At 60.6% G+C, this 21430-nt stretch carries 21 protein-coding genes, 2 tRNA genes and 1 pseudogene; 11 read left to right on the top strand and 13 right to left on the bottom strand.

Going from position 1 to position 21430, the window contains the following annotated elements; genetic code table 11:
- The first annotated feature begins 146 nt into the window (after nucleotides 1-146).
- Nucleotides 147-1667 (top strand): Ppx/GppA phosphatase family protein, encoded by a 1521-nt coding sequence (locus BLV60_RS11050; RefSeq protein ID WP_093054313.1) that lies wholly within the window; start codon nucleotides 147-149, stop codon nucleotides 1665-1667.
- A 21-nt stretch (nucleotides 1668-1688) separates the two neighbouring features.
- Here BLV60_RS11050 and BLV60_RS11045 read toward each other — a convergent pair whose 3' ends face one another.
- The 3 genes from BLV60_RS11045 to BLV60_RS11035 are packed head-to-tail and all read right to left on the bottom strand — an operon-like array spanning nucleotide 1689 to nucleotide 5375.
- On the bottom strand, nucleotides 1689-2150 hold the full coding sequence (locus BLV60_RS11045; RefSeq protein ID WP_176928784.1) for a SixA phosphatase family protein: 462 nt from the start codon (nucleotides 2148-2150) through the stop codon (nucleotides 1689-1691).
- A gap of 19 nt (nucleotides 2151-2169) precedes the next feature.
- Nucleotides 2170-4491 (bottom strand): polyphosphate kinase 1, encoded by a 2322-nt coding sequence (ppk1, locus tag BLV60_RS11040; RefSeq protein WP_093054309.1) that lies wholly within the window; start codon nucleotides 4489-4491, stop codon nucleotides 2170-2172.
- Entirely contained in the window at nucleotides 4488-5375 is an 888-nt protein-coding gene (locus BLV60_RS11035; protein ID WP_093054307.1) for a GNAT family N-acetyltransferase, read from the bottom strand. The genes ppk1 and BLV60_RS11035 overlap by 4 nt, the downstream gene beginning before the upstream one ends.
- Nucleotides 5376-5547: 172 nt before the next feature.
- On the opposite strand from BLV60_RS11035, the gene BLV60_RS11030 reads away from it, so the two are divergent.
- From BLV60_RS11030 to BLV60_RS34055, 5 genes are all read left to right on the top strand, one after another.
- Nucleotides 5548-7230, top strand: a complete 1683-nt coding sequence (locus BLV60_RS11030) for an FAD-dependent oxidoreductase (RefSeq protein WP_093054306.1) — start codon at nucleotides 5548-5550, stop codon at nucleotides 7228-7230.
- A 45-nt stretch (nucleotides 7231-7275) separates the two neighbouring features.
- Nucleotides 7276-7548, top strand: a complete 273-nt coding sequence (locus BLV60_RS11025) for a UBP-type zinc finger domain-containing protein (protein ID WP_371127363.1) — start codon at nucleotides 7276-7278, stop codon at nucleotides 7546-7548.
- Nucleotides 7549-7653: 105 nt separating this feature from the next.
- Nucleotides 7654-8358, top strand: coding sequence for a glutathione binding-like protein (locus BLV60_RS11020; RefSeq protein ID WP_093054305.1), 705 nt, complete (start codon nucleotides 7654-7656; stop codon nucleotides 8356-8358).
- Nucleotides 8359-8409: 51 nt separating this feature from the next.
- Nucleotides 8410-8486 (top strand) — tRNA-Pro (locus tag BLV60_RS11015).
- A 269-nt stretch (nucleotides 8487-8755) separates the two neighbouring features.
- On the top strand, nucleotides 8756-9499 hold the full coding sequence (locus tag BLV60_RS34055; protein ID WP_143042579.1) for a hypothetical protein: 744 nt from the start codon (nucleotides 8756-8758) through the stop codon (nucleotides 9497-9499).
- 95 nt (nucleotides 9500-9594) lie between these two features.
- Here the strand turns inward: BLV60_RS34055 and BLV60_RS11005 are convergent, their stop codons facing one another.
- Nucleotides 9595-9858, bottom strand: coding sequence for a hypothetical protein (locus tag BLV60_RS11005; RefSeq protein WP_093054301.1), 264 nt, complete (start codon nucleotides 9856-9858; stop codon nucleotides 9595-9597).
- Between the two features lie 150 nt (nucleotides 9859-10008).
- Between BLV60_RS11005 and BLV60_RS11000 the strand changes: the two genes are divergently transcribed.
- Nucleotides 10009-10827, top strand: coding sequence for a hypothetical protein (locus BLV60_RS11000; protein WP_143696808.1), 819 nt, complete (start codon nucleotides 10009-10011; stop codon nucleotides 10825-10827).
- A 70-nt stretch (nucleotides 10828-10897) separates the two neighbouring features.
- On the opposite strand, the gene BLV60_RS10995 is transcribed toward BLV60_RS11000, so the two are convergent.
- Nucleotides 10898-11875, bottom strand: coding sequence for a DUF4238 domain-containing protein (locus BLV60_RS10995; RefSeq protein ID WP_093054297.1), 978 nt, complete (start codon nucleotides 11873-11875; stop codon nucleotides 10898-10900).
- Between the two features lie 1055 nt (nucleotides 11876-12930).
- Here BLV60_RS10995 and BLV60_RS34050 point away from each other — a divergent pair.
- Both BLV60_RS34050 and BLV60_RS34045 read left to right on the top strand, forming a co-directional pair.
- Nucleotides 12931-13947, top strand: coding sequence for a hypothetical protein (locus tag BLV60_RS34050; RefSeq protein WP_143042578.1), 1017 nt, complete (start codon nucleotides 12931-12933; stop codon nucleotides 13945-13947).
- A 533-nt stretch (nucleotides 13948-14480) separates the two neighbouring features.
- Nucleotides 14481-15380 (top strand): hypothetical protein, encoded by a 900-nt coding sequence (locus tag BLV60_RS34045; RefSeq protein WP_143042577.1) that lies wholly within the window; start codon nucleotides 14481-14483, stop codon nucleotides 15378-15380.
- Nucleotides 15381-15465: 85 nt separating this feature from the next.
- Here BLV60_RS34045 and BLV60_RS10985 read toward each other — a convergent pair whose 3' ends face one another.
- From BLV60_RS10985 to BLV60_RS10975, 3 genes and pseudogenes are all read right to left on the bottom strand, one after another.
- Nucleotides 15466-16236, bottom strand: a complete 771-nt coding sequence (locus BLV60_RS10985; protein WP_093054293.1) for a DNA adenine methylase — start codon at nucleotides 16234-16236, stop codon at nucleotides 15466-15468.
- 149 nt (nucleotides 16237-16385) lie between these two features.
- Nucleotides 16386-17477, bottom strand: a complete 1092-nt coding sequence (locus BLV60_RS10980) for a phage portal protein (protein WP_371127367.1) — start codon at nucleotides 17475-17477, stop codon at nucleotides 16386-16388.
- Nucleotides 17402-17794: pseudogene (locus tag BLV60_RS10975) on the bottom strand (terminase); the annotation flags it as partial. The gene BLV60_RS10980 and the pseudogene BLV60_RS10975, both read right to left, overlap by 76 nt.
- A 50-nt stretch (nucleotides 17795-17844) precedes the next feature.
- On the opposite strand from BLV60_RS10975, the gene BLV60_RS10970 reads away from it, so the two are divergent.
- Complete coding sequence (locus BLV60_RS10970; RefSeq protein ID WP_371127366.1) at nucleotides 17845-18186, top strand: protein NO VEIN domain-containing protein; 342 nt, start codon at nucleotides 17845-17847, stop codon at nucleotides 18184-18186.
- Nucleotides 18187-18331: 145 nt separating this feature from the next.
- On the opposite strand, the gene BLV60_RS10965 is transcribed toward BLV60_RS10970, so the two are convergent.
- Complete coding sequence (locus tag BLV60_RS10965) at nucleotides 18332-18604, bottom strand: helix-turn-helix domain-containing protein (protein ID WP_093054289.1); 273 nt, start codon at nucleotides 18602-18604, stop codon at nucleotides 18332-18334.
- A gap of 254 nt (nucleotides 18605-18858) precedes the next feature.
- On the opposite strand from BLV60_RS10965, the gene BLV60_RS10960 reads away from it, so the two are divergent.
- On the top strand, nucleotides 18859-19431 hold the full coding sequence (locus BLV60_RS10960; protein WP_093054287.1) for a helix-turn-helix domain-containing protein: 573 nt from the start codon (nucleotides 18859-18861) through the stop codon (nucleotides 19429-19431).
- Between the two features lie 328 nt (nucleotides 19432-19759).
- Here the strand turns inward: BLV60_RS10960 and BLV60_RS10955 are convergent.
- The 4 genes from BLV60_RS10955 to BLV60_RS10940 form a co-directional block, all read right to left on the bottom strand.
- A tRNA-Arg gene (locus BLV60_RS10955) sits at nucleotides 19760-19836 on the bottom strand.
- A gap of 318 nt (nucleotides 19837-20154) precedes the next feature.
- Nucleotides 20155-20517, bottom strand: a complete 363-nt coding sequence (locus BLV60_RS34360) for a site-specific integrase (RefSeq protein ID WP_176928774.1) — start codon at nucleotides 20515-20517, stop codon at nucleotides 20155-20157.
- Between the two features lie 81 nt (nucleotides 20518-20598).
- Complete coding sequence (locus BLV60_RS10945; RefSeq protein ID WP_093054285.1) at nucleotides 20599-21120, bottom strand: toprim domain-containing protein; 522 nt, start codon at nucleotides 21118-21120, stop codon at nucleotides 20599-20601.
- Between the two features lie 110 nt (nucleotides 21121-21230).
- The coding region (locus tag BLV60_RS10940) for a universal stress protein (RefSeq protein WP_143042576.1) at nucleotides 21231-21430 on the bottom strand (200 nt) is incomplete at its 5' end.

Genomic DNA, 21430 nt, shown 5'->3' with positions numbered 1-21430 from the left:
CCGGTGGTTCGTGTGACGCTGTCACATAACCGTCATGCACCGCGCCTAGCCTTCCAAACCTCGCCATTGCGCGATCCGAGAGGTGGCGCGCCCTGTCACGGCGCTACGATCAAACACAAAGACACCGCCTTCTTCTTCAGAACCACATGCAAAACGGCACCCGCCTCGCAGCAGTCGACCTGGGCTCGAACAGCTTCAGGCTCGAAATCGGACAGGTCGACCACGGCCAGATCCACCGCACCGAATATCTCAAGGAGACGGTTCGCCAGGGCAACGGCCTGGACAGCGCGCGCAACCTCACGGCCGAGGCAATGCAGCGAGGCTGGGACGCGCTCGCGCGTTTCGGCGAACGCCTGGCCGGCTTCAAGCGTTCGCAGGTTCGGGCCGTGGCCACGCAAACGCTGCGCGAAGCGCGCAACCGCGAAGAATTCCTGTTGCGCGCACGCACCATTCTGGGCTTCGGCATCGACGTGATCCCGGGCCGGGAAGAGGCCCGCCTCATATATCAGGGCGTGGCGCACATGCTGCCGCACACCGACGCCTCCGACAGCGAGCGCCGGCTGGTGGTCGACATCGGTGGGCGCTCAACCGAAATGATCATCGGCCACGCCCTCGAGGCCGACCGCATGGAGTCGTACCGGGTCGGCAGCGTCGCCTGGTCGATGAAGCACTTTGGCGAAGGCCTGTTTACCGCCAGCGCCTTTCGCGCGGCCGAAGTGGCTGCCAAGGCCGTGCTCGACGACGCCCTCGCCACTTACACCCGCGACCAGTGGGACGTGGCCTACGGCGCGTCCGGCACCATCGGCGCCGTCGGCGACGTGCTGGCCGCGGCGGGTGGCGAGCCCGGCCTCGTCACGCGCGAAGGCCTCGACTGGCTGCTCGACCGCCTGCTCAAGGCCGGCAGCGCCGACAAGCTGCGCATCGACGGCATGCGGGAAGACCGCAAGGCCGTCATCGGCGGCGGTGTGAGCGTGCTACGTGCGGTGTTCGACCTGCTCGGCATCCAGGAAATGAAAGTCGCCCAGGGCGCCCTGCGCCACGGCGTGCTCTATGAATTGCTGGAACGCGACGAAAGCGTGGCCGACATGCGCACCGCCACGGTGGCGCGGCTGGCCAATCGCTTCACCGTCGACACGGCACAGGCCAAGCGCGTGGGCGAAACGGCCGCTGCGCTGTTCGTGCAGCTCTCCCCCGCCGCGCGCGGCGGCAGTACATCAAGCCGGGCTGGCCGGGCCCTGCGCAAGCTGGGCTGGGCGGCGCAGTTGCACGAGATCGGCACGCTGATCTCACATAGCGACTATCACAAGCACGGCGCCTACATCCTCGACAACACCGACGCGCCCGGCTTTGCGGTGAACGAGATGCACGCGCTCGGCCAGTTGGTGCTGGGCCAGCGCGGCAAGCTGCGCAAGCTCGAAGCATCGCTGGACGATGAGACCTTCGTGATGCAGTTGCTGTCACTTCGGCTCGCGGTGATTCTGTGCCACGCGCGCCGCGACCCTGATCCGCAGGCGCTGCACCTCGCGGCGCTGGGCGCACGGGCCTTCACCATTGTTTGTGCCCCGGACTGGGCCGAGGCGTTTCCGCAATCGGCGCACCTCCTGCGCGAAGAAGTGCTGGCCTGGCAGAAGATCAGCAGTTGGCGCGTCGAGCTCAGCGGCTGCTGAGCCAGCCGCCCCATTAGTTAGTTAGAGCAGTTCCGGCGACTGCACCGTCACAACGACGGTCTGCACGTCGCCGTCGCGCTCGCGCGTGCGAATCCACCACAGCGCACCCTTGCGCACCGGGCAGCTGTCCTGCTTGAGGCCCAGCAGCAGGGAGATAGCCTGCCCCACCGATGGCTGGTGGCCGATCATCAGCACCACCGACTTGCCGTTGGGCCAGCCAGCTGCACCAAGCAGCGCCTCTGCCGTTGTGTCGGGCGCGAGTTCTGAACGCAGCTTGTATTTGCGACCCAACGCCAGCGCAGTCTGTTCGCAGCGCCGCGCGGGGCTGCAGATGATGCGCGTGCCATCCGGCAACTGACGGTCCAGCCAAGTGGCCATCCGCTTGGCCTGCTTTTCGCCGCGTGCGGTGAGGGAGCGCTGCATGTCGTCGCAACCCTCGGTCCAGTCCTCGGCTTCGGCGTGACGCCAGAAGATCAAGTCCATGGTCATCGTCTTTCGATCTTCAGTTGCTAGATGCATCTCTGAGATGCCCTCTGGATGCGTAGCGGTTCATGAGCGCGGCCTGCGCACCGTGGGCCTCGACGACGGGCGATGCGCCAGCTTCGCCCGAATGCGTATCGTGATCGACGCGCGTGTAGATGCCGTCCGCGCCCAGATCCCAGGCGTCGCGCCCGTCGTGCAGGTAGGCCACCAGGCACTCGTCGATCAGCCGCTGGCGCAGTCCCGGGTCCGTTACGGGCCACGCCAGCTCGATGCGCCGCATCATGTTCCGGTTCATCCAGTCGGCGCTCGACAGGTACAGCGATTCATCCTCGCCATTGCGGAAATAGAAGACCCGCGAATGCTCCAGGAAGCGACCGATCACCGAGCGCACGCGGATGTTGTCGGTGAGCCCCGGCACCTGCGCGGGCAGCGTGCATGCGCCGCGCACGATCAGATCGATCTTCACGCCCTTCTGCCCCGCACGGACCAGCGAGGCGATGATCTCGTCGTCGGTCAGCGCGTTCATCTTGGCGACGATGCGCGTCGACTGGCCGGCCGCTGCGGCCAGGCCCAGCGCATCGATCTGCGCCACGATGTTCTTGTGCAGGTCGAACGGCGCCAGCCACATGCGGTTGAGCTTGGGCAAGCGGCTCTGGCTCGCCAGATGCACGAACACGGCTTCCATGTCGGCCGTCAGCATCGGATCGGCCGTGAGGTGGCTGATGTCGGTGTAGAGCCTGGCAGTGCGCGGGTTGTAGTTGCCCGTGGACAGATGGCCGTAGCGGCGCAATTGCTTGCCCTCGCGCCGCGTCACCAGCAGCATCTTGGCGTGGGTCTTCAGGCCGACCACGCCGTACACCACCTGCGCGCCGATCGATTCGAGCATTTCAGCCCAGTTGATGTTGGCCTCTTCGTCGAAGCGCGCCTTCAGCTCCACCACTACCGTGACTTCCTTGCCGCGACGAACGGCTTCGCGCAGCAGATCCATCATTTCCGAATCGGCGCCCGTGCGGTAGATGGTCTGCTTGATCGCCAGCACCTGCGGGTCGAGCACCGCTTCGCGCAGGAAGGCCAGCACGCCCTCGAAGCTTTCGAAGGGCTGGTGAATCAGCACATCGCCGCGCTGCAGCCGCTCGAAGAACGACTGCCCGGGCGACAGCGCAACGGGGTAGGAAGCCGGATACGGCGGAAAGCGCAGTTGCGGCTCGTCGAGCAGGTCGGCCAGTTGCGTGAGCCGGGCCAGGTTGACCGGGCCATGCACGCGATACAGCGCCTCGGGCGGCAGGTTGAACTGCGCCAGCAGGAAACTCGCGAGAGACTCGGCGCAGCTCGCCGACACTTCCAGCCGCACGGCCTGGCCATAGTGCCTGTGCTGCAGCCCCTGGCGCAACGCGGTGCGCAGATTCTTGACGTCTTCCTCGTCCACCGCAAGGTCGGAATGCCGGGTAACGCGGAACTGCGAGAAATCGCCCACCTCGCGCCCGGGGAACATGCTCGCGAGATGCGCGCGCACCACGCTAGACAGTGCCACGAACAGCGTCTTGCCATCCGACACCTTGGCCGGCATCTTGATCAGGCGTGGCAGAACTCGCGGCAGCTTGACGATCTGGATCGGGTTTTCGCGCCCGAAAGCATCCTTGCCACCCAGCCTCACGATGAAGTTGAGCGACTTGTTGGCCACCTGCGGGAACGGGTGCGCCGGGTCGAGGCCGACCGGAATCAGCAACGGGCGCACTTCGCGCTCGAAATACTCGCTGACCCACTTGCGCTGCGCCGGGTTGCGCTCGCCATGCGAAATGATGTGGATGCCGTGCGTCGCGAACGTCGGCATCAGCTCGTCGTTGTACAGCGCGTACTGGCGCGCCACGAGCTTGTGAGCCGCCTCGGCCAGCCGTTCGAACGACTCGACCGTGTAAGTGCCCTTGTGGTCCCCAGCGCTGCCCGCGATCAGGTGCGGCGCGGCGCGGACCTCGAAGAATTCATCGAGGTTCGACGAAACGATGCACAGATAGCGCAGCCGCTCGATCAGCGGCACCTCTTTGCGATGCGCCCAGTCGAGCACACGCTCGTTGAACGAAAGAATGCTGTGGTCGCGGTCCAGCAATGTGAACGTGGGTGCCGCAACGTCAAGCGACGGATCTGCGGAGGCGGGTGACATGGGCACTGATTCTGGAGCAAGCGGCACAGGAGAACACGTAGGCTGAAATATGACAGTGTCAGCCCCTCTTGTGACAGTTCCATGACTATCCCGTGACGCCTCTGAACCAACTGCATGCTGGCTGGCAGCGCCAAGCGAAGAAGCGGGCGGCCCAGTTTCGGGCCGGTCGGCCGCTGGCTTCATGCGCCCAGGAAGTGCTTGCGGTAGCGCGCCGGCAGATCGTCGATGCGCATCAGCATCGGCAGGTCGGCGGCGTTGAAATCCGGATCCCAGGCGGGCGCGCCGAGCACCTTCGCACCCAGGCGCAGGTAGCCCTTGATGAGCGCCGGCGGCTCCACGTCGAGCGTGCTGTCGAGCCGCTCGACCGGCAACGGCAGGCGGGGCTGCACCTGATACTGGATCGGTGCCATGTGCTTGGCCGACACCTGGCGCCAGATGCTGGCCGCGGCGTCACCGTTCGTGACACCGTTGTGTGACATCGGAATGCTCGCGCAACCAATCATCGTGTCCAGTTTGTTGCGGTGCATGAAGCCAGCCAGCGCGCCCCAGAGTGCGAGGATCACGCCGCCCTGGCGGTGGTCGGGATGCACGCAGCTGCGGCCCAGCTCGACCATACGCTCGCGCAGGTCGCGCAGGCGGGTGAGGTCGAATTCAGTATCGCTGTAGGTGCTACCGACGCGGCGGGCCTGGGCGGGTGTGAGCACGCGATAGGTGCCGATGACCTGCCGGGTCAGTTCGTCGCGCACCAGCAGGTGTTCGCAGAAGTCGTCGAACAGGTCGATGTCGTGGCCGGCCAGCGGCGACGAAACCCGGGCGCCCATTTCGCCGACGAACACGTCGTAGCGAAGGCGTTGGGCAGCGCGCACGTCGTCAAGGTGGCGGGCCCAGCCCACGGTGATGCCTTGCTTGGACTCGACGGCCGGCGGCAGGATGACAGCGGGCGCCTGGGGCACCGATGTGCGGGCAGCAGCAACAACGGTAGACACACCGGTTGCAGGAGCGGGCCACAAGGCCGCGCGCAGCCCGATCTGCGAAAGCGGAAACGTCGGGTTGGGCAGTTCTTTCATGGGGAACCCTTTCTGCCGAGGGAGTCTCCGCACCTGCGATGAAGCGGGCATGTCAGGAACATTGCAGGCACGTGACGTTGTTACAGCCCAAAGCCGCCTGTGAAACGCCTGCAAACCGCTTGGCGCCGCTTCGTCGTCTAATGCGGTGGATTCGCGAAATGGAGCTCCACCTATGGCCACCACCAACGCAACCGGCACCGACAGCAGCCGCCTTCACCAGACTTTCCCCGTGCTCAGTGACACTGAGATTGCGCGCATTGCACGCTTTGGCAGTGTTCAGCAATTCGCACGCGGCACCAGACTATTTACAGCAGGCGAAACCGGCCCCGGCATGTTCGTGCTGCTGAAAGGCGTTGTCGCCGTCACGCAACGCGACGGCCTTGGTCATGTAGTGCCGATCGTGCGGCAAGGGCCAGGTGAATTCCTGGCCGAAGTCGGCCAGCTGAGCGGCCGCCCTGCCCTGGTCGACGGCCATGCCGACGAAGACGTCGAAGCGCTGCTCGTATCGCCCGCGCAACTGCGTGCGCTGCTGGTGGCCGAAGCCGACTTGGGCGAGCGCATCACCCGCGCGCTGATCCTGCGGCGTGTGGCGCTGATCGAGTCCGGCGCCAGCGGCCCGGTGCTGATCGGCCAGCCGCAGTCGCCCGACATGGCACGGCTGGAAAACTTCCTTCGCCGCAACGGCTATCCATATCACCTGGTCGACGCCGCCGAAGACCCCGACGCGGCCGCGCTGCTCGCGCAGTACGGCGCCAGCAAACTGCTGGCCGTGTGCCCTGACGGCTCGGTGCTGGTCAACCCGGCCGACGAGGCGCTGGCGCGCTGCCTCGGCATGGTCGACACCGCCGAGCGCAACGAGTTGTTCGACGTGGCCGTTGTCGGCGCCGGGCCGGCCGGCCTGGCGACCGCTGTTTACGCGGCCTCGGAAGGCCTGCGCGTGATCGTGCTCGACTGCCGCGCCTTCGGCGGCCAGGCCGGCGCCAGCGCGCGCATCGAGAACTACCTGGGCTTTCCCACCGGTATCTCGGGGCAGGCGCTGGCGGGGCGCGCGTTCGTGCAGGCGCAGAAGTTCGGTGTCGAGATGCTGATTCCGGCCAAGGTCGTGTCGCTCGACTGCTCGCGCGACAACCCGCTTGAAAGCCTTGCCATTGCGCTGGCCGACGGCCGCACGATCCATGCGCGCACGGTGGTCATCGCCAGCGGCGCACGCTACCGCCGCCCCGATGTTCCTCGCCTCGCCGAATTCGAAGGCCGCGGCGTCTGGTACTGGGCCTCGGCCATCGAGGCAAAGATCTGCTCTCAGCAAGAAGTGGCGCTGGTCGGCGGCGGCAACTCGGCCGGCCAAGCTGCGGTGTTCCTGTCGCGCCACGCGGCCAAGGTCAACGTGCTGGTGCGCGGGCCGTCGCTGGCGGCCAGCATGTCGCGCTACCTGATCGACCGCATCGAGGCCACGCCGAACATCTCGCTGCAGCCGCACACCGAGCTCGTACGCCTGCATGGCGGCTCCGACGAAGGCCTCACTGGCGCGACATGGCGTTGTCACACCTCGGGCAACGAACATGACTGCGCGGCACGCAACATCTTCCTGTTCGTCGGCGCAGAGCCTGAGACTTCGTGGCTCGACGGCTGCGGCGTGGCGGTCGACAAGCACGGCTTCGTGCTGACAGGTGCCGCCGCCAGCAGCGGCTTTCCGGCGCGGCCGTCCACGGCGCTCGAATCGAGCGTATCGGGCGTGTTCGCCGTAGGCGACGTGCGCTCGGGCTCGGTCAAGCGTGTGGGCGGCGCCATCGGTGAGGGCGCGGCCGCGGTCGCGCTGATTCACCAGCACCTGTCGCAGGCCTCGGCCGTCGCCTGAAGCGCGCCCCCAATCAATCCATCGTCAAGACAAAGGAGCCCGACGTTGCCCATCAAACCCTGCGACCACATGCCCGCCGAGATCGCGCAGCCTCATATCCAGCACGGCCAACGCGGCTGCGAAGACTGCCTGAAGACCGGCGACACCTGGGTCCACCTTCGCCTGTGCGTGCACTGCGGCCATGTGGGCTGCTGCGATTCGTCGAAGAACCGTCACGCAACAAGGCATTCGCACGCTGAAGGCCACCCCGTCATCCAGTCGCTCGAACCCGGCGAAGACTGGATGTGGTGCAACGCGCACGAGAAACAGGTCGGCTGAGATCCCGTCTGGCAGATTGCGAATGAATTCCCGCGCCTGCACGCGTTTGAACTCGCACGTATAAGCTGCCGGGCTCGCATCAAATCCACCGGAGTGCCAGACAACATGCCTGCATCGCCCATCGAGGTCTATTCGTGGCCCACGCCGAACGGCCACAAGATTCACATCATGCTTGAGGAGTGCGGCCTGCCCTACCATGCGCACCCCGTGAACATCGGCAAGGGTGACCAGTTTGCGCCCGACTTCCTGCAGATCAGCCCGAACAACAAGATCCCCGCCATCACCGACCCCGACGGTCCGGACGGCAAGCCGATCTCGCTCTTCGAATCGGGCGCCATCCTCGTCTACCTCGCGGGCAAGACCGGCAAGTTTCTGCCTACCGGCGACCGTGAACGCTACGACGTGCTGCAGTGGCTCATGTTCCAGATGGGGGGCGTCGGCCCGATGCTCGGCCAGGCGCACCACTTCCGCCTGTACGCGCCCGAGAAGGTCGCCTATGCGATCGACCGCTACAGCAACGAGGCCAAGCGCCTCTACGGCGTGATCGACAAGCAGTTGTCGAAGAACAAGTTCATCGCGGGCAAGAGCTATTCGATTGCCGACATTGCCATCTTCCCGTGGCTGCGCAGTTGGGAAAACCAGGGCATCACCCTCACCGACTTCCCGCACCTGAAGGAATGGTTCGATGGCATCGCAGCGCGTCCAGCCGTGCAGCGCGGCGTGAAGGTGCTGGCTGACCTGCGCAAGCCGATCACCGGCGATAAAGAACGCGAGATTCTCTTCGGCAAGACGCAGTACGAGAAACGCTGACTGAGAAACTTCGGGGATCGGCCAATATCCGGGCTAGAATAGAAGGCTTGTCGGGGTGTAGCGCAGCCTGGTAGCGCATCTGGTTTGGGACCAGAGGGTCGAAGGTTCGAATCCTTTCGCCCCGACCAAAAAAGTGAATGCCTGCAATGACTTACGTTATTGCAGGCATTTTTCTTTCCACGCCGACTTCTAACCGTTTGCGATTCTTCTAACGGGAAACTTCGCGAGTTCGTCTTTCCCCTACGGGCCATCCCACAGGCCAAGAGGAAACGGAGTCTATTGAAGAGGTCGGTCGTCAGATAGTCGGCGCTTTGCGTGCTGATTTCTCCCGGTCGAGTGCGCTGTTCGGTCATGGATCTCAATGTAACAATTGCCCCAATCACATTGGGAAATCTAGATGTCGAATTTCATCGCTGCATACGGTAAAGAGCTTGTTGCGCTGTTCGTGCCCCTCTTGACCTGGTTTCTCAACGTTGGCATGAAGGCGAAAGTCAGACTCGTGTGGTCGGTGCCGAACGAATTTACTTTCTTGGTCGCGGACCCCTCGCAAGAGCAGGGGCAGCAATCAAGTGCCTTCCAGCAGCCACAGCCGACGCCTGCGCAACCAGTTCAGACCCAATCTGCTCCGCCAGCGCCTCCTCAGCAAGTGCCTGCTCAACCAGCACTTGCGCAGCCAGTGCCCACGCCGGCACAGACGCCGCAGGCTCAGGCTCAACCTGCGCAACAGCCAGTGACAAACGTTTTCACCGCATCTGTTCGTCTAATGAACCTCGGGCGCGAACCGGCAAAAAAAGTGGAAGTGGTCTTCAACTGGAAGCCCGATCTGCTCAACATGTGGCCGATCAGAGCCTTTGAAGAGAGCATCGACAACAGCCGCCGATACATCATCAAGTTCGATTCGTTCGCCCCGAAAGAAGAACTGCGGATCGAGGTTATGAATGTCAACAAGCCGCTCCCTGCACTCCTGACCGTTCGTTGCGATCAATGCGTTGGACAGCGAATGGATATACGTTGGGTGCGCGCCTTGCCACCAGCGGTCATCGGATTGATGCAGTTCCTCTGCTTCTTAGGCTTCGGCACGTCAATTTATGGGCTGATCCTCCTCCTCCAGCTTCTGGTCCTGCGAACCCCGCTCGGATAGGGCCTCAATAGCAGGGCAAGGCTCGTTCCCGCGCGCTAGATGTGTGCCCAGGTCAGGATCAACTTTGCTGGCACAAAACCAAGTTTGTGGTCATTTCACGGCACCCATTTCTTGCCTGCGTCGACGCCCGCGAGGACGTTGGCGATTGTGGTCGTGACGCTTTCGACCATTTGCGGCGTAGTAGGTCCCCGGAGGACAATAAGCGCGGCGCGAAGCGCCTCGACGAACGCTTCTTCCGGGCCAGTCATGACTGGAACAATCTGCATTGTTGGGATCTTGCCTCTCGTCGCCCACGGCCGCCCAGCACCGGCGGCATCCACGGTGAAACCTTCGGATTCAGCTTCGGCTTTGGTTCTCATGTTCGGGCAGGACTGCAGGATTTCGGGACCTTAGCGACACAGACGAGGCGTACTTCGACGTACGGCCAGTTTGACCGCGGCCACACGCGACATGAGTCACAACAGATTTTTTAACGACCAGATCACGAGGGCGACGTTATGAAATGCTGGATGTGCAATGACGATGCCGATACCGGCGAACACAAAATTAAAAAATCGCTCTTAGTGGAACTGCATGGAAGCGGCTCCTACAAGGGCGCCAACGCGATGTTGCATGTGAAGGAGGGGAAGGAGCGTAAGCTCCAAGGTCCGGGATCAGACCTTATCAAGTATGAGAAATGCCTGTGTAGCGCGTGCAACAACAACAAGTCTCAACCGTTTGATCTAGCGTACGACAAGTTCTTCAAGTTTGTCATCGATCACGAATCTGAGATCGTCGAGCGCCGGGTCATCGACTTTTCAGATGTCTACGGCAACTCCTTTGCAGAAGATCAAACGAACCTCTACAAGTATTTCGTAAAGGTATTTGGCTGCGACTTGAGCAGTCACGGCCTCCCTGTCCCGCAAGATCTAAAAGATCTACTCGACAAGAAGCAGTTCAAGACTAGGCTCCGCATCACTTTCGCGGTCAATGAAGACATGCTTGTTTTGGGCGGTGCTAAGAGATGCCCCTTGGGCATTGGCAAAATGAACTTTTGGCCGGCTAATGCCAGTGTCCAAGATGAGCGGTCGTACGCTTGGTCAATTTATTTCTCCTTCCTGGAAATCTGCTTCTGGTACGCAAAGTTGCCCACGGGGCCATTCGGCAGCGTCTGGACTGCTGACTCGCAGTGGATTTACTTGGGCTGGTTACGACCGATGTCGCCTGAACAGCGAAAAGAATTTCAGGAGAAGGTCCGAACAGTGGCCCAATCGGGAATCAACTTGCCTACGCCACCAAGTCCGGCGCCGTATTCTTCTCAACGATCCCGCAACTCGAAGCGCCTGTGAGAGCTGTGGCTTGCTATTAGGTCGAACCTCGATGCAGACGCGGAGAATCGTCCGGATTGCGGATGATCACTTACTCATCTCGCCACTTGGGCTTGGCCACTCGCGGCCCGAACACCTGCCGGTGAATAGTTGCCATACCTTTGCCGACTGGCAGCGCGACCGCTTCGTGCACCGGTGAAATGCCAGCATATTTCGCGATCACATCCTCTTGGCCGGCGCTCTGAGCGATCACAGCCTCGTACGCAAACCGACAGACTTGTGCGTTTATCACGTCAACCCAGGTCTCATCGGGCGCGTCGCTGTGCAGTAGACCGTGTCGGCCGAAGACATCCTTGTATTCAGTCGAACCGACAAGCGCCAGTTTCGGGCTCACGGGAAAGACGAGCAGCACTGGGCCACTATCTGGATTGATGGTGTACGGCCGCTGTGAATCGAAAGGTAGCGATGGGTCGAACCACAGCACAGGATTGTCGCTGGTCAGAAATGGTCGCATCGTCGCGTTGTGAACAGCCGCAATCCCGAGCATTGAGTACAGCCGCCCCATCCCTTGCATCATCGCCGCCATCGCATGGATGCTCCTGTGCGGGTCGATGGTCATCTGGACCTGATTCGGCAGGTCTTCAAACCCCAACGGGGGCGGTGGAAGCTCGCCGTTCGCGAGCATGACCTTCAGGGTGTCTTTGACCGTCTGCGCCAGCATGGCCTCTGCCACGTCTCGGCTTGCCGGAACACGCACACGTTGCAGCGCGATGAACTGAAAAATGTTCTCCAATCTGTCGTTCACGTCCTCGCGCCGGTGAAGTTTCGCAACCGTCTCTGGCCAGTTGCTTTCGATGGTCGAGAAAAGTTCCTCCAGCGTGTTGTTGTCTTGACCGCCTCCCGGGGTCGGCTGGGAGTAGTAGTAGCGACGGAATTGCGTGGCGTTGGGAGTAACGTGAAGAGGTCCAGGCGGGCCATCCTTGCGATAAACAAGGAGCCGCCCCGCCTGGTCGCAGAATGCATTGAGATAGGCCTTGGGAACGAAGTGATGACGTTTTGTTTGTTGCATCGAGCAGCAAGAGTATCCCGACGATCGAACCCTGAGCAACCCATGACCATGGATAGATTTCGATTGACAAGCCGGTCGTCTCTTTCCATTGCGAAGCGGAAGTTCGGGAAGACTCGGGAAAGGACAGCAACGGTCCATTTCAGCCATACAGACATGCGACCCCTTGCCTTTTCGCATCAACCCGCCTCGGCGGGTTTTTTTTCGCCAAAGAGTTCGCGAGTGAGATCCAGTCGATGTGCCCCGCCCGCCTGCCGTCTCCGTTATTCCGGGGAGGGTTCGGGGAAAGTCTAACTCTCCTAATCGCCGATCAGAAACATGCCGCAAAGCCTTTATCCATGCGGGTTTCAACGTTCCAGACAAACCTAATTTTTTCCTAACCTAGACCTAACCTTCGAGAAAAACAAAAGCCATATGAATCAACAACTTACGGGAAAATTAGCTTTCAGGTTAGGTCAAATTAGGGCGAGGCCTAACCTGCTCAGCGCTAGGCGCCATGCGGGTTTTCGGCCGGTTTTTCACTCCAGATTAGGAAATTAGGTTTTCCCCGAACCCAAACCGGATTTGGTCCCCGGAGGGTTGGTCCTCCCCCGGCCTCGAAACGCCCCGGAAACAGCCGCCAAAGGCGTCAAAACTCGTCGCCCTGCAGGGGTCGTCGAGTGCGCCATGGGGCCGCGCTACGCTTGGGCCGGCGGCATTTCGGCGGTCCCGTCGAAAGAGAGTCATTTAGCGGGCAGGCGTGGCGGGGTCAAGACCGCGCGCCACGAGGCAATGTCGCCCGCAGCCCCGCCCCCTCGCCCCGGCGGCTACGAAGGGGTCACGCAGCGCCTTAATGGGGCCGGGGAGACAAGATCAAGAATGGGGAAGGACACGCCAATGACCGGGTGCGACGGTGCGCCTAGCGGCCTTGCATCAATGCAGCCCGGGAGTACGCGAGCTTCGTTTGGCAGCCACACCGGCCTCAGGAAGACCTGGACTCAACGCACAGTGCGCGGGCCTCGAGGTGCAAGAGGACAATGTCTAGTCCGCACATTAGCCCTCTTCAAGAGGCGATCCCAATGCCTGACCAAAAATTTATTGCCTTTTATGCTTCGCGACCATTTTGGACCGATGAAGCGATTGATTTGAGTCAGAGCAAACCGGAGCGATGGTTTCACATGATGAAGGAAATTCGCTACGAATATACTAGCGCTGAATTTTCATTGAAAATCGCCAGAGATAGCGCAATTATGTTGTGCGTCCCGGCGATCAATTCAGCGTTCCCCACGGCAACAATATTGAGCATTGAAACTCCAATGGAAAAGTGGAGGAAATACTTGGAGCACATTAACGCCTTCTATTTGTTGCTTGACACGGCGACCATGATGTGCTCAAAAGCTTTACATTTCAATCTACACGAAATAACTCTGCGCGATGCATTTACGGTAACCCTCGACAACAATGGAGATGCAAATGGCTGGAGCATACCTCAGCAAAGTTATGCAGCGCTTCATTTAAATGACAGGCATCTAGGGAATCATAACCCTGAGCTGCCACTGAGCGTGAATCCCAATTTAGCACATCGAAACGTAATAAAAAACGATGTTATCGAGCACGCAGTGTCACGATTTAAAAAAGCAGTAGCTCAACCCGGCTTAATCGAAATACTTTCTTCATTTGCAAAAAGCCTAACTGAATTCAAAGATGGAAATTTCGAAACCTCGCTGGTGCTGTCTTGGTTCTTGATTGAATCTCACATGAACATGCGCTGGAAAGAATATCTAAATTCAATAAACAAAGAAATCCCTCCCAACAAGAAACGCATCAACGCTGATCGCCTTAAATTACTCACGGGAAACAACTACACGGCAAGCATCGTGTCACAGCAACTTGAACTGGCTGACTTGATCGACTGGAAGACCTTCTCGTTAATTGACTCAACGCGAAAGATCAGAAACGATCTTGCCCACGTGCAGGGAACCAAAGCCACTTTGGATCAGGCCCGAACAGCATTGACCGTTACCCATTCATTAATCGAGACCAGATGGAATCTAGACTTTCCCTTGAACGACAGCCTGAACATCGCAGGAATTTGAAGCGGTAGCGCTCATCACGCCGCCGCTGAGGCGGCGGCGGGCCGCCACGCGGCACAGCGCTGGCCCACAAGCCGCTTCGACCGGCCCGACGAAAGAGACCTATTTAGCGGGCAGGCGTGGCGGGGTCAAGTCCGCGCGCCATCGGGTAATGGCGCTTGCGGCCAGCGGCCGCTGCTCCAGGCCGGCGAACGCCCCGCGCATCTCCGGCATGTCGCTCACGCTGACTACTGCCCTCCTCTTCATCGACTGGGCCACACGCACGGTCAGAAATTACTGGTGGGCAGCCCACGAGACGGTTTGCTGTGCCACCCCAGCTGGTGATTGACTGTGGGCAAAGTGCTGAACGGCGACACGAGCCGCCATTTAACGAGAACTAATTGCCTCGTCAACTCGCCTTTTTAATTGCCGGCATAGCCAATTCTGGGGATTGCCAGCGCATTTTCGCTATGTGATGCTGCTTTTTTGTGCCCCCCAGTCAGGCGCAAATTTTCTGCCACAAGAAAACCTAGGCCGCAGCCTTCAAGGAGCGAAAAATGCTAGCAATGGCGATACGAAGTATTTTTGAAGAAGTTGCGAATCAGCCCCTCATCCCAAAACATATAGACGCTTACACCGCAAAGGGCGGGTTCGTAATAAAAACCCAAAAACAATACAGGGTATTGCAAGACGGAATTTACCCTTATTTCAGCAAAGATCAACTTCTCTCTAAAGATGATGCGATTGACCATGCGTCCTTCATCGATGCAAACACAACTACATTTGCTTCAGATACACAAGCGCACCGAAATATATTAAATAATCCTTTATGGAAAAAATTATTTGGCATCCAGCAAAGGCAGCTATTGCAACGCGACGCCAAGAGTCTCACCGAATCGACACATCCGTTTGAAAGCGCGCCTTGCGCCATCTGTGGCATCTGCCTACCAATCTCATTAATTGAAATTGATCATGACCATCCAACAGCAGGCATTGATGATGCTCCTGTGCTCAAAATGCTGCGAGCAATGGCAATGACAGTGTATGGACCCAAGGGTCCAATGGGGCAGGCCATTCTTCGACAGAAGAATGAAGGATTTGAGTCCTCTGAAATTCCCGACAATCTACGGCTCCACAAACCAAAGGGGCAGCTCGGATATCTACGCTCGTATGAGCTCGCACCAGCACCAATTGCGCCATACACCGGCAAATACCTTCGCCACACAACGGTAGACTCTGGCAACGTGCTACTGAGTCTCATGTACAGCAAAGGCGATCTCAAATTCAAATTCGTCAACGCCTGTCGAAATTCCGTAGTAAATCTCGCCCCTCTCTGCAAGCAATGCAACACCAGAAAGGGCAAGAAGGAGGCGTATACCCATATTCAAGTCGAAGCAAGCACAGTAGCATCGTCATCGCATAATCCGAACGCAATGAATGTCGATGAATCGCAATAAGGACATTTGCTGACTTTGGCAAACCTGCTGACGCTGCCCTCTTTGCGCTCCAACGACAGGGGGCTATGTCAGCCCCTTTTTCCAATTAGAAGTTCGCAACGAGCAACTCTCGCGACTGCGAGCGGTTCTCGGCCGAGCCGATCGAGTAGGTGATCGACAGGGGGCGCTGCTTCAGTCCGGCGAAGGCCTGGCGCATCTCGGGAATGTCGTTCACGCTGACGACGGCCTTCCCCTTCATCGTCTTCAGCAGCTCGGCCATGCGGCCGTACTGCTCGAGCGCGAACGGCACGTCATAGCCTTCGGTGCCCCAGTAGGGCGGATCGAGGTAAAACAGTGTGTGGCTACGGTCGTAGCGCTCCACGCACGCGGCCCAATCTAGCCGCTCGATAGTGACCTGGTGCAGACGCAGATGCACCGCGCTGAGATCCTCCTCCATGCGTAATAGGTTCATCCGCCCCGGCGACGCGGTCGCAGTGCCGAACGTGCGCCCCTCGACCTTGCCCCCGAACGAGTGCTTCTGCAGGTAGAAGAACCGTGCCGCCCGCTGAATGTCGGTGAGCGTCGCCGGCGGCGTCTCCTTGAGCCAACCGAAAATCTCGCGGCTCGTGAGCGCCCACCGGAAGTGCCGCATGAACTCGTCGAGGTGGTGCTGCACCACGCGGTACAGGTTCACGAGGTCGCTGTTCACGTCGTTGAGCACCTCGACCTTCGCCGGCTCCTTCATGAAGAAGAGAGCCGCCGCGCCCGCGAAGGGCTCGACGTAGCAGGTGTGCTCGGGGAACAGGGGAAGGATGTGCTTCGCGAGGCGGCGCTTACCGCCGATCCACGGCACCAGAGGTTTCGCTGAAATTTCCATTGTGCAAGCCTTTGACACTAAAAATTACTGATAGGCTTGGCCCACTCTGTACAGGGTGGCGGGCCTCGCCGGCTTGCAGGCTCGATCTGCACTTCGGGGCTTGAACAGGTGCTCCAACACCTGAACAGGTCGCCCGTCTTTTTTGTGATTCAGGGCGCGGCCGTCGCCTCGCCCGTAGGCACCTCGTAGTCGGTGAACCGCACGACCTCGTCGCCGATCCACGCGTTGATCTCCTTGAACCGGTCCTGCAGCGGCTTGATCTCGTTGCGCGCAAAGACCTGGGCGGCCGGCAACACGGCGCCGAAGCCACCGGTGTTACTCGGCACGATGCCCAGCAGCTGGGGCGGGATGCGATGCGCGGCGAGCACGTCATCGCGGCTGACGTTCTTGATGTTGAAGAAGTCGTCTTTCGCGGCCACTTCGCTCACCGGGATCAGCTGCACGCCATCCTTCTTGCCGTTGGGCGAGTAGAGGAACAAGTTGCGGAAGTTGCCCGGGCCCTTGCTTTCCTTCAGCGCGGTGCGCATCGCGTCCACGTCTTCCTGCTGCTGGGCCGGGTCGCTGATGTACAGGATGAAGCCCGCGTGGCTGCCGTTGTTGTAGTAGCGCCGGCGGAACAGCGTGGCCGACTCGTTGAGCCAGGCCGACTGCAGCGCGCTCAGGTATTCGGGCAGGCCATACACCTCCTGATTGATGTCGGCCTCGCGCATGTGGAAGATGCTTCCGGCCTTGAACTCGTGTTCGTCCTTCCAGCCGCGCACGAAGAAATAGCTTTCAAGGTCGGCGCCGCGGCGCACGTATTTCGCGAGCGCGTGCGTCAACCCCACCGGCCGGCGCGTGAGCGAGTCCCGTCGCTCGACATAGGAGTTGCCGAAGGTGAGGTAGTCCAGCGCATAGGCGCTGAAGGTCGCGCGGTCCATCAGCTTGTGCGGCACGAAGGTGCTCAGCAGGATGTTGCGCTTGAAGAAAATCGAGCTGCTGTGGTGCGTGCTCGCGCGGAAGGACTTCGCCAGGCCGTCCCAGCTCACCGGCGGCTCGTACCACCGGCCATTCATCCAGCATTCGATGTAGTCGAGGATCTCGCGCCGGTCCATCACCGGCGTTGGGTCGCCGAAGGTGAATGCCTCCATGCGGGCCGAGTTGTCGGCAAGCGCTGCTTGTTCCATTACGAAATCTCCATGAAGCCGCTGTTCGCGGAAGTGATGCCTTCGAGCGGTTCGTTGTCGAGGGCGTGCATGCAGGCCCACGCGAGGTCGGCGTGGCCGGTGTCCTCGGTGCGCCCCGCCTCGAACGTGATGTTTCGGCCGCTGGCCGTGAGGGTCTTGCGGATAGCAAGGAACGCGTGTGCGAGATCGACCCAGCCGGCGTCGAACTCGAGTCGTCCCTTGCTGATCACGCTCTTGGCCTTCAGCACGAGCCGCGTCTTCACCTCGAGCGAGTAGTTGATGGCCTTGGCGGCGGGGAAGAACTTGCTCACCAACTGGTAGACGCCCTGGCCGAGGCCCGTGGTGTCGATGCCGATGAACGCCACGTTGTAGCGTTCGGTGATCTTTCGGATGACTCAGGCTATCAGGGCGTGCGCAAACGATCGGAGGCCGTGGGCCCGACCTGGCACGTGGCGATGCGCCCGGGCAAACGCGGGCTGCTGAATCCGGTCGCCTCGGTGACGGGATCGGCTACGACATCCTTTCGCATGAGCGGCCCGGCGAGCCTCGCTTCATCGAGGTCAAGACCACGAAAGGTGGCCATGCCTCCTCCTTCATCATCAGTCGCAACGAGTTGGACTTCGCCGCAGATGCGGAGGAGGCGTTTCATCTCTATCGTGTTTCAGTTCCGCGAACGGCCGAGGCTCTGCATCCTCAAGGGCAGCCTGGAAGACCAGATTCATCTGGAGCCCATCGACTATCGAGCGTCGTTCCGGCGGGTGGTCGGGTGATCTGCAGCGCCTGAAAAGTCTTGTCCCTTTTGCGCCTTGCCTGCTGAGCGCGTCTTGGGGCAGAACGCCGACGCGCTCTGACTTCGGAGCCGGTCAGCGGCATCTACAGAGATGGCCTCAATCAGAGGAGCGATTGCTCTGGATGATCGGCGAGATCTCCTACTCGGCCGCCGACTTAGTCCGCAGCTCTTTCTTGTAGCGCTTCATCAAGGAACTCATGAGTTCCGACGGCTCCACCTCGAGCCCATTGCACAAGAAGACGAGACTGGTCAATGAAGGGCTGGTAGTGGCCGTCTCCAGTTTGGCAATGAATGTGCGATTGAGGCCCGACGCAAAACCGAGCTCTTCCTGATTGAACCCGCGCACTGCCCGCCGAGCCTTCAGCTCGGCCGCAAAGGCTTTCAGTAGTGCGGGATCCTGCGTTGATCGCATGCAACGAATCTCGCTGCATGGACCTCTTTATGCACCCGCTTGTATGGTACATAATTGGTTGCGCATCTGCGTTTCTAATTCCGCAATGGATCGCTCCTGCTGCGGGTTACCTCTGTTGCCGAGATTCAAAGCTCTTACCGCTGCCAACGAATCCAATGACGCGTCGACAAGTCGCCTCACCTCTGCCAACGGCCCGACCTCTGCGGCTGCCGGTCTCGGTGACGCGTGTCCGCCCGAGGCAATCTGCACCTGTCGTGCGCAGCCTGTCTGCGGCTCGCATCGGTGCGCAGGTCAGGGCGCTGCGCATGACGGCAGAGGTGTCTGGCGGCGAGTTGGCCAAGACCTCGGGGATTTCTGCCTCAATGCTTTCGCGCATCGAGCGCGGATTGGTCTCGCCTTCGGTGGAGACCTTGGAGCGCCTCGCGCAGGGCCTGCATGTGCCGACCTCACGTTTCTTCAGTGATCAGGCGCGGCGCACTGACTTTTGCCATGTGCGTGCAGGGCATGGTGTCTTGGTCGATCGCATCGGCGCGGTGGCGGACTACCGCTATGAGCTGTTGGGCCATCTGCTGTCGGGCAACCTGTTCGTGGAGCCCTACCTGGTCACATTGCTGCCCGGTGCCGATCCCTATGTGACCTTCCAGCATCCGGGCCTGAAGTTTCTGTATTTTCTGTCCGGGGAGGTCAGCTACCGCTATGGCGGCAGGACTGTGGAGGTGAGGGCGGGGGACTCGATGCTGTTCGATGCGACTGCACTGCATGGGATCGAGGCCATTCAGACCCAGCCGGTCTCTTACCTGTCGGTGGTATTCACGCTGCGAGAGTAGGCTGTTCTTGGGGGCACTGCCGTGCAGCGAGGAGACGCAGGTGCCCATTCGATAGTCCCCACCCGAATTCGCTACGTGCCGAATTCACCTCTCTGTCCGTAGCTTTCTCTCGGTGTTCGGCATGCCGAACACCGAGAAAGCCTCGAACGGGTATCGACAGCGGGGGTCTTCCGTTTGATGGAGCCGTGAGGAAATTTATGCAGCAGCCGGGCGGGCTTGCTCTGCGAGCGGAATGGATTTTCGGTCTCGGTAGCCTGGACGCGGCGGTCGCAGGACGACGTCGAAACTTCGGGGGCAAAGTCCTTGTGCGGCTATGAGGGCTGGAAATTGGCCTGCCCGGAGGGGATCGAACCCCCGACAACCTGCTTAGAAGGCAGGTGCTCTATCCAACTGAGCTACGGGCAGATTTCAGGCTGGAGAGAAGCCAAAAAAATCAATGACTTAGGAGCTTTTTCTCTTAAGCAGCAGCGGCGGATTCTACCGAGTTCCACACCTTGGCTCGCTGCACTCCACGATCCAAAACGAAAAATGCACACAGCCCGCTGGTGACTGTGTGCATTTCATTTTTATGGTCGGGGCGAAAGGATTCGAACCTTCGACCCTCTGGTCCCAAAACAGACAGAGAATCCATAAAAATCAATAACTTAGCGTCATTTTTTCTAACGCAGAAGTCGGCCTTCGGGGCTGTTTCTCCCTCTGAGGCGAAACCGCCGTTAGACGATTTTAGCGTGTTGCGCTGGTCTTTTTTGCCCGTTTGTGGCGCACGTAGTCGGCGGTTTGCGTCTGCGTGCTGTGCCCGCCCATGGTCTGGGCCTGGCCTATGCCGCGGTCGATCACGCCATCGATATCAGTGAGGGCTTTGGCTCGCAGGTCATGGAAGTGAGCGTTCTTGACCTTGGCCCGTTCCCGTGCGCGCGTCCACGCCGTAGAGGCGCCATCGTAGGTGTACGCGTTGGCGATCTTTCCTGGCGTGCCTGCAATTCGGTGGTTTTTTGTCACCTGCGCAATAGTGCTCGCTCGCCTTGACGCCCCAGCTTGGGTACAAGCGGTTGGCTCCGTCTTGGCAATTGCCGTGGCAATTGCCATTCCGCTGCTGCAGCAGCGGCGACAAAAGAGGGACGAGATTCGACGCCACTGGTCGGCGAAACTTGCGGTTGCGCGCTCCTGCTATCTCGCCTGTGATGAGGCTGCGCTGCCGTGATCGAAGTCGAAGCTCGTTTTGCTGGTGCGGTTGTAGATCAGCAGAGCCTTGTCCTGCGGCGTAGCGGCCAGCAGCAGCGCGCCGTAGTAGCGGTAGTCGTCGAGGTGCTTCTCCTCAAGTCGGCCGCGTTGGTGCAGATCGTTCCAGTCGATCTTTGCCTTGCCGCGCTGCGGGATCTGCGCCGCCGAGCAGATCCAGCCGGCCTCGCGTGCCCGCTTGACGTACTTCAGCGTGAAGTCCTGCCCGGCCTTGTCGGCATCGAAGGCCCACACGAGCCGAGGCGTCTCTACCGCGCCGTTCTGCCCGTCGACGATGGCCTTCAGTTCGGCCAGCGCCTTCTCGGGGTAGTTGTTGCAGCTGAGCAGCGCTACGGCCGCAATGCCGTGGTGCGCAAGGGCGATGGCATCGAAGATGCCTTCGACGAGCCACAGCTCCTCGGGAGGTGGGCTGGAAGGTCGCGCTGGGCCGGCGGGGGAGGCGGCCTGCATCGCCTGGGCGAGCGCGGTCTCGGCCGTGACCAGACGCTCGTTCCGCCCGCTAGTGCGAATGCACCGAAGGCGGCCACGATCGCGCCCCGTGCCAGGGTTGCGGCACTCATTCAACGCACCAGCAAGACCGGCACCGTGCACGCAGCCAGCACTTTGGTGGCTACCGACCCCAGTACCAGGTTGGTCAAGGTGCCATGGCCCCGCGAACCCATCATCACGAGGTCGAACTGCCCCTTCTGCGCGAACGAAGCTATCTCTTCGGCGGGATGACCGATGCGGTGCTCGAAGCGGGCTTCAATGCCGTTCCTGG

Source organism: Variovorax sp. YR634 (assembly GCF_900106655.1).
GTDB lineage: Bacteria > Pseudomonadota > Gammaproteobacteria > Burkholderiales > Burkholderiaceae_C > Variovorax.
This window is presented reverse-complemented; position numbering and strand designations above follow the sequence as displayed.

What these genes read in the sequence shown, in the direction of transcription:
- BLV60_RS11050 (WP_093054313.1), top strand. Translation starts at nt 147, where the DNA reads ATGCAAAACGGCACCCGCCTCGCAGCAGTCGACCTGGGCTCGAACAGC.
- BLV60_RS11045 (WP_176928784.1), bottom strand. Translation starts at nt 2,150, where the DNA reads ATGGACTTGATCTTCTGGCGTCACGCCGAAGCCGAGGACTGGACCGAG.
- ppk1 (WP_093054309.1), bottom strand. Translation starts at nt 4,491, where the DNA reads ATGAAGCCAGCGGCCGACCGGCCCGAAACTGGGCCGCCCGCTTCTTCG.
- BLV60_RS11035 (WP_093054307.1), bottom strand. Translation starts at nt 5,375, where the DNA reads ATGAAAGAACTGCCCAACCCGACGTTTCCGCTTTCGCAGATCGGGCTG.
- BLV60_RS11030 (WP_093054306.1), top strand. Translation starts at nt 5,548, where the DNA reads ATGGCCACCACCAACGCAACCGGCACCGACAGCAGCCGCCTTCACCAG.
- BLV60_RS11020 (WP_093054305.1), top strand. Translation starts at nt 7,654, where the DNA reads ATGCCTGCATCGCCCATCGAGGTCTATTCGTGGCCCACGCCGAACGGC.
- BLV60_RS34055 (WP_143042579.1), top strand. Translation starts at nt 8,756, where the DNA reads ATGTCGAATTTCATCGCTGCATACGGTAAAGAGCTTGTTGCGCTGTTC.
- BLV60_RS11005 (WP_093054301.1), bottom strand. Translation starts at nt 9,858, where the DNA reads ATGAGAACCAAAGCCGAAGCTGAATCCGAAGGTTTCACCGTGGATGCC.
- BLV60_RS11000 (WP_143696808.1), top strand. Translation starts at nt 10,009, where the DNA reads ATGTGCAATGACGATGCCGATACCGGCGAACACAAAATTAAAAAATCG.
- BLV60_RS10995 (WP_093054297.1), bottom strand. Translation starts at nt 11,875, where the DNA reads ATGCAACAAACAAAACGTCATCACTTCGTTCCCAAGGCCTATCTCAAT.
- BLV60_RS34050 (WP_143042578.1), top strand. Translation starts at nt 12,931, where the DNA reads ATGCCTGACCAAAAATTTATTGCCTTTTATGCTTCGCGACCATTTTGG.
- BLV60_RS34045 (WP_143042577.1), top strand. Translation starts at nt 14,481, where the DNA reads ATGCTAGCAATGGCGATACGAAGTATTTTTGAAGAAGTTGCGAATCAG.
- BLV60_RS10985 (WP_093054293.1), bottom strand. Translation starts at nt 16,236, where the DNA reads ATGGAAATTTCAGCGAAACCTCTGGTGCCGTGGATCGGCGGTAAGCGC.
- BLV60_RS10965 (WP_093054289.1), bottom strand. Translation starts at nt 18,604, where the DNA reads ATGCGATCAACGCAGGATCCCGCACTACTGAAAGCCTTTGCGGCCGAG.
- BLV60_RS34360 (WP_176928774.1), bottom strand. Translation starts at nt 20,517, where the DNA reads ATGGCAATTGCCACGGCAATTGCCAAGACGGAGCCAACCGCTTGTACC.
- BLV60_RS10945 (WP_093054285.1), bottom strand. Translation starts at nt 21,120, where the DNA reads ATGCAGGCCGCCTCCCCCGCCGGCCCAGCGCGACCTTCCAGCCCACCT.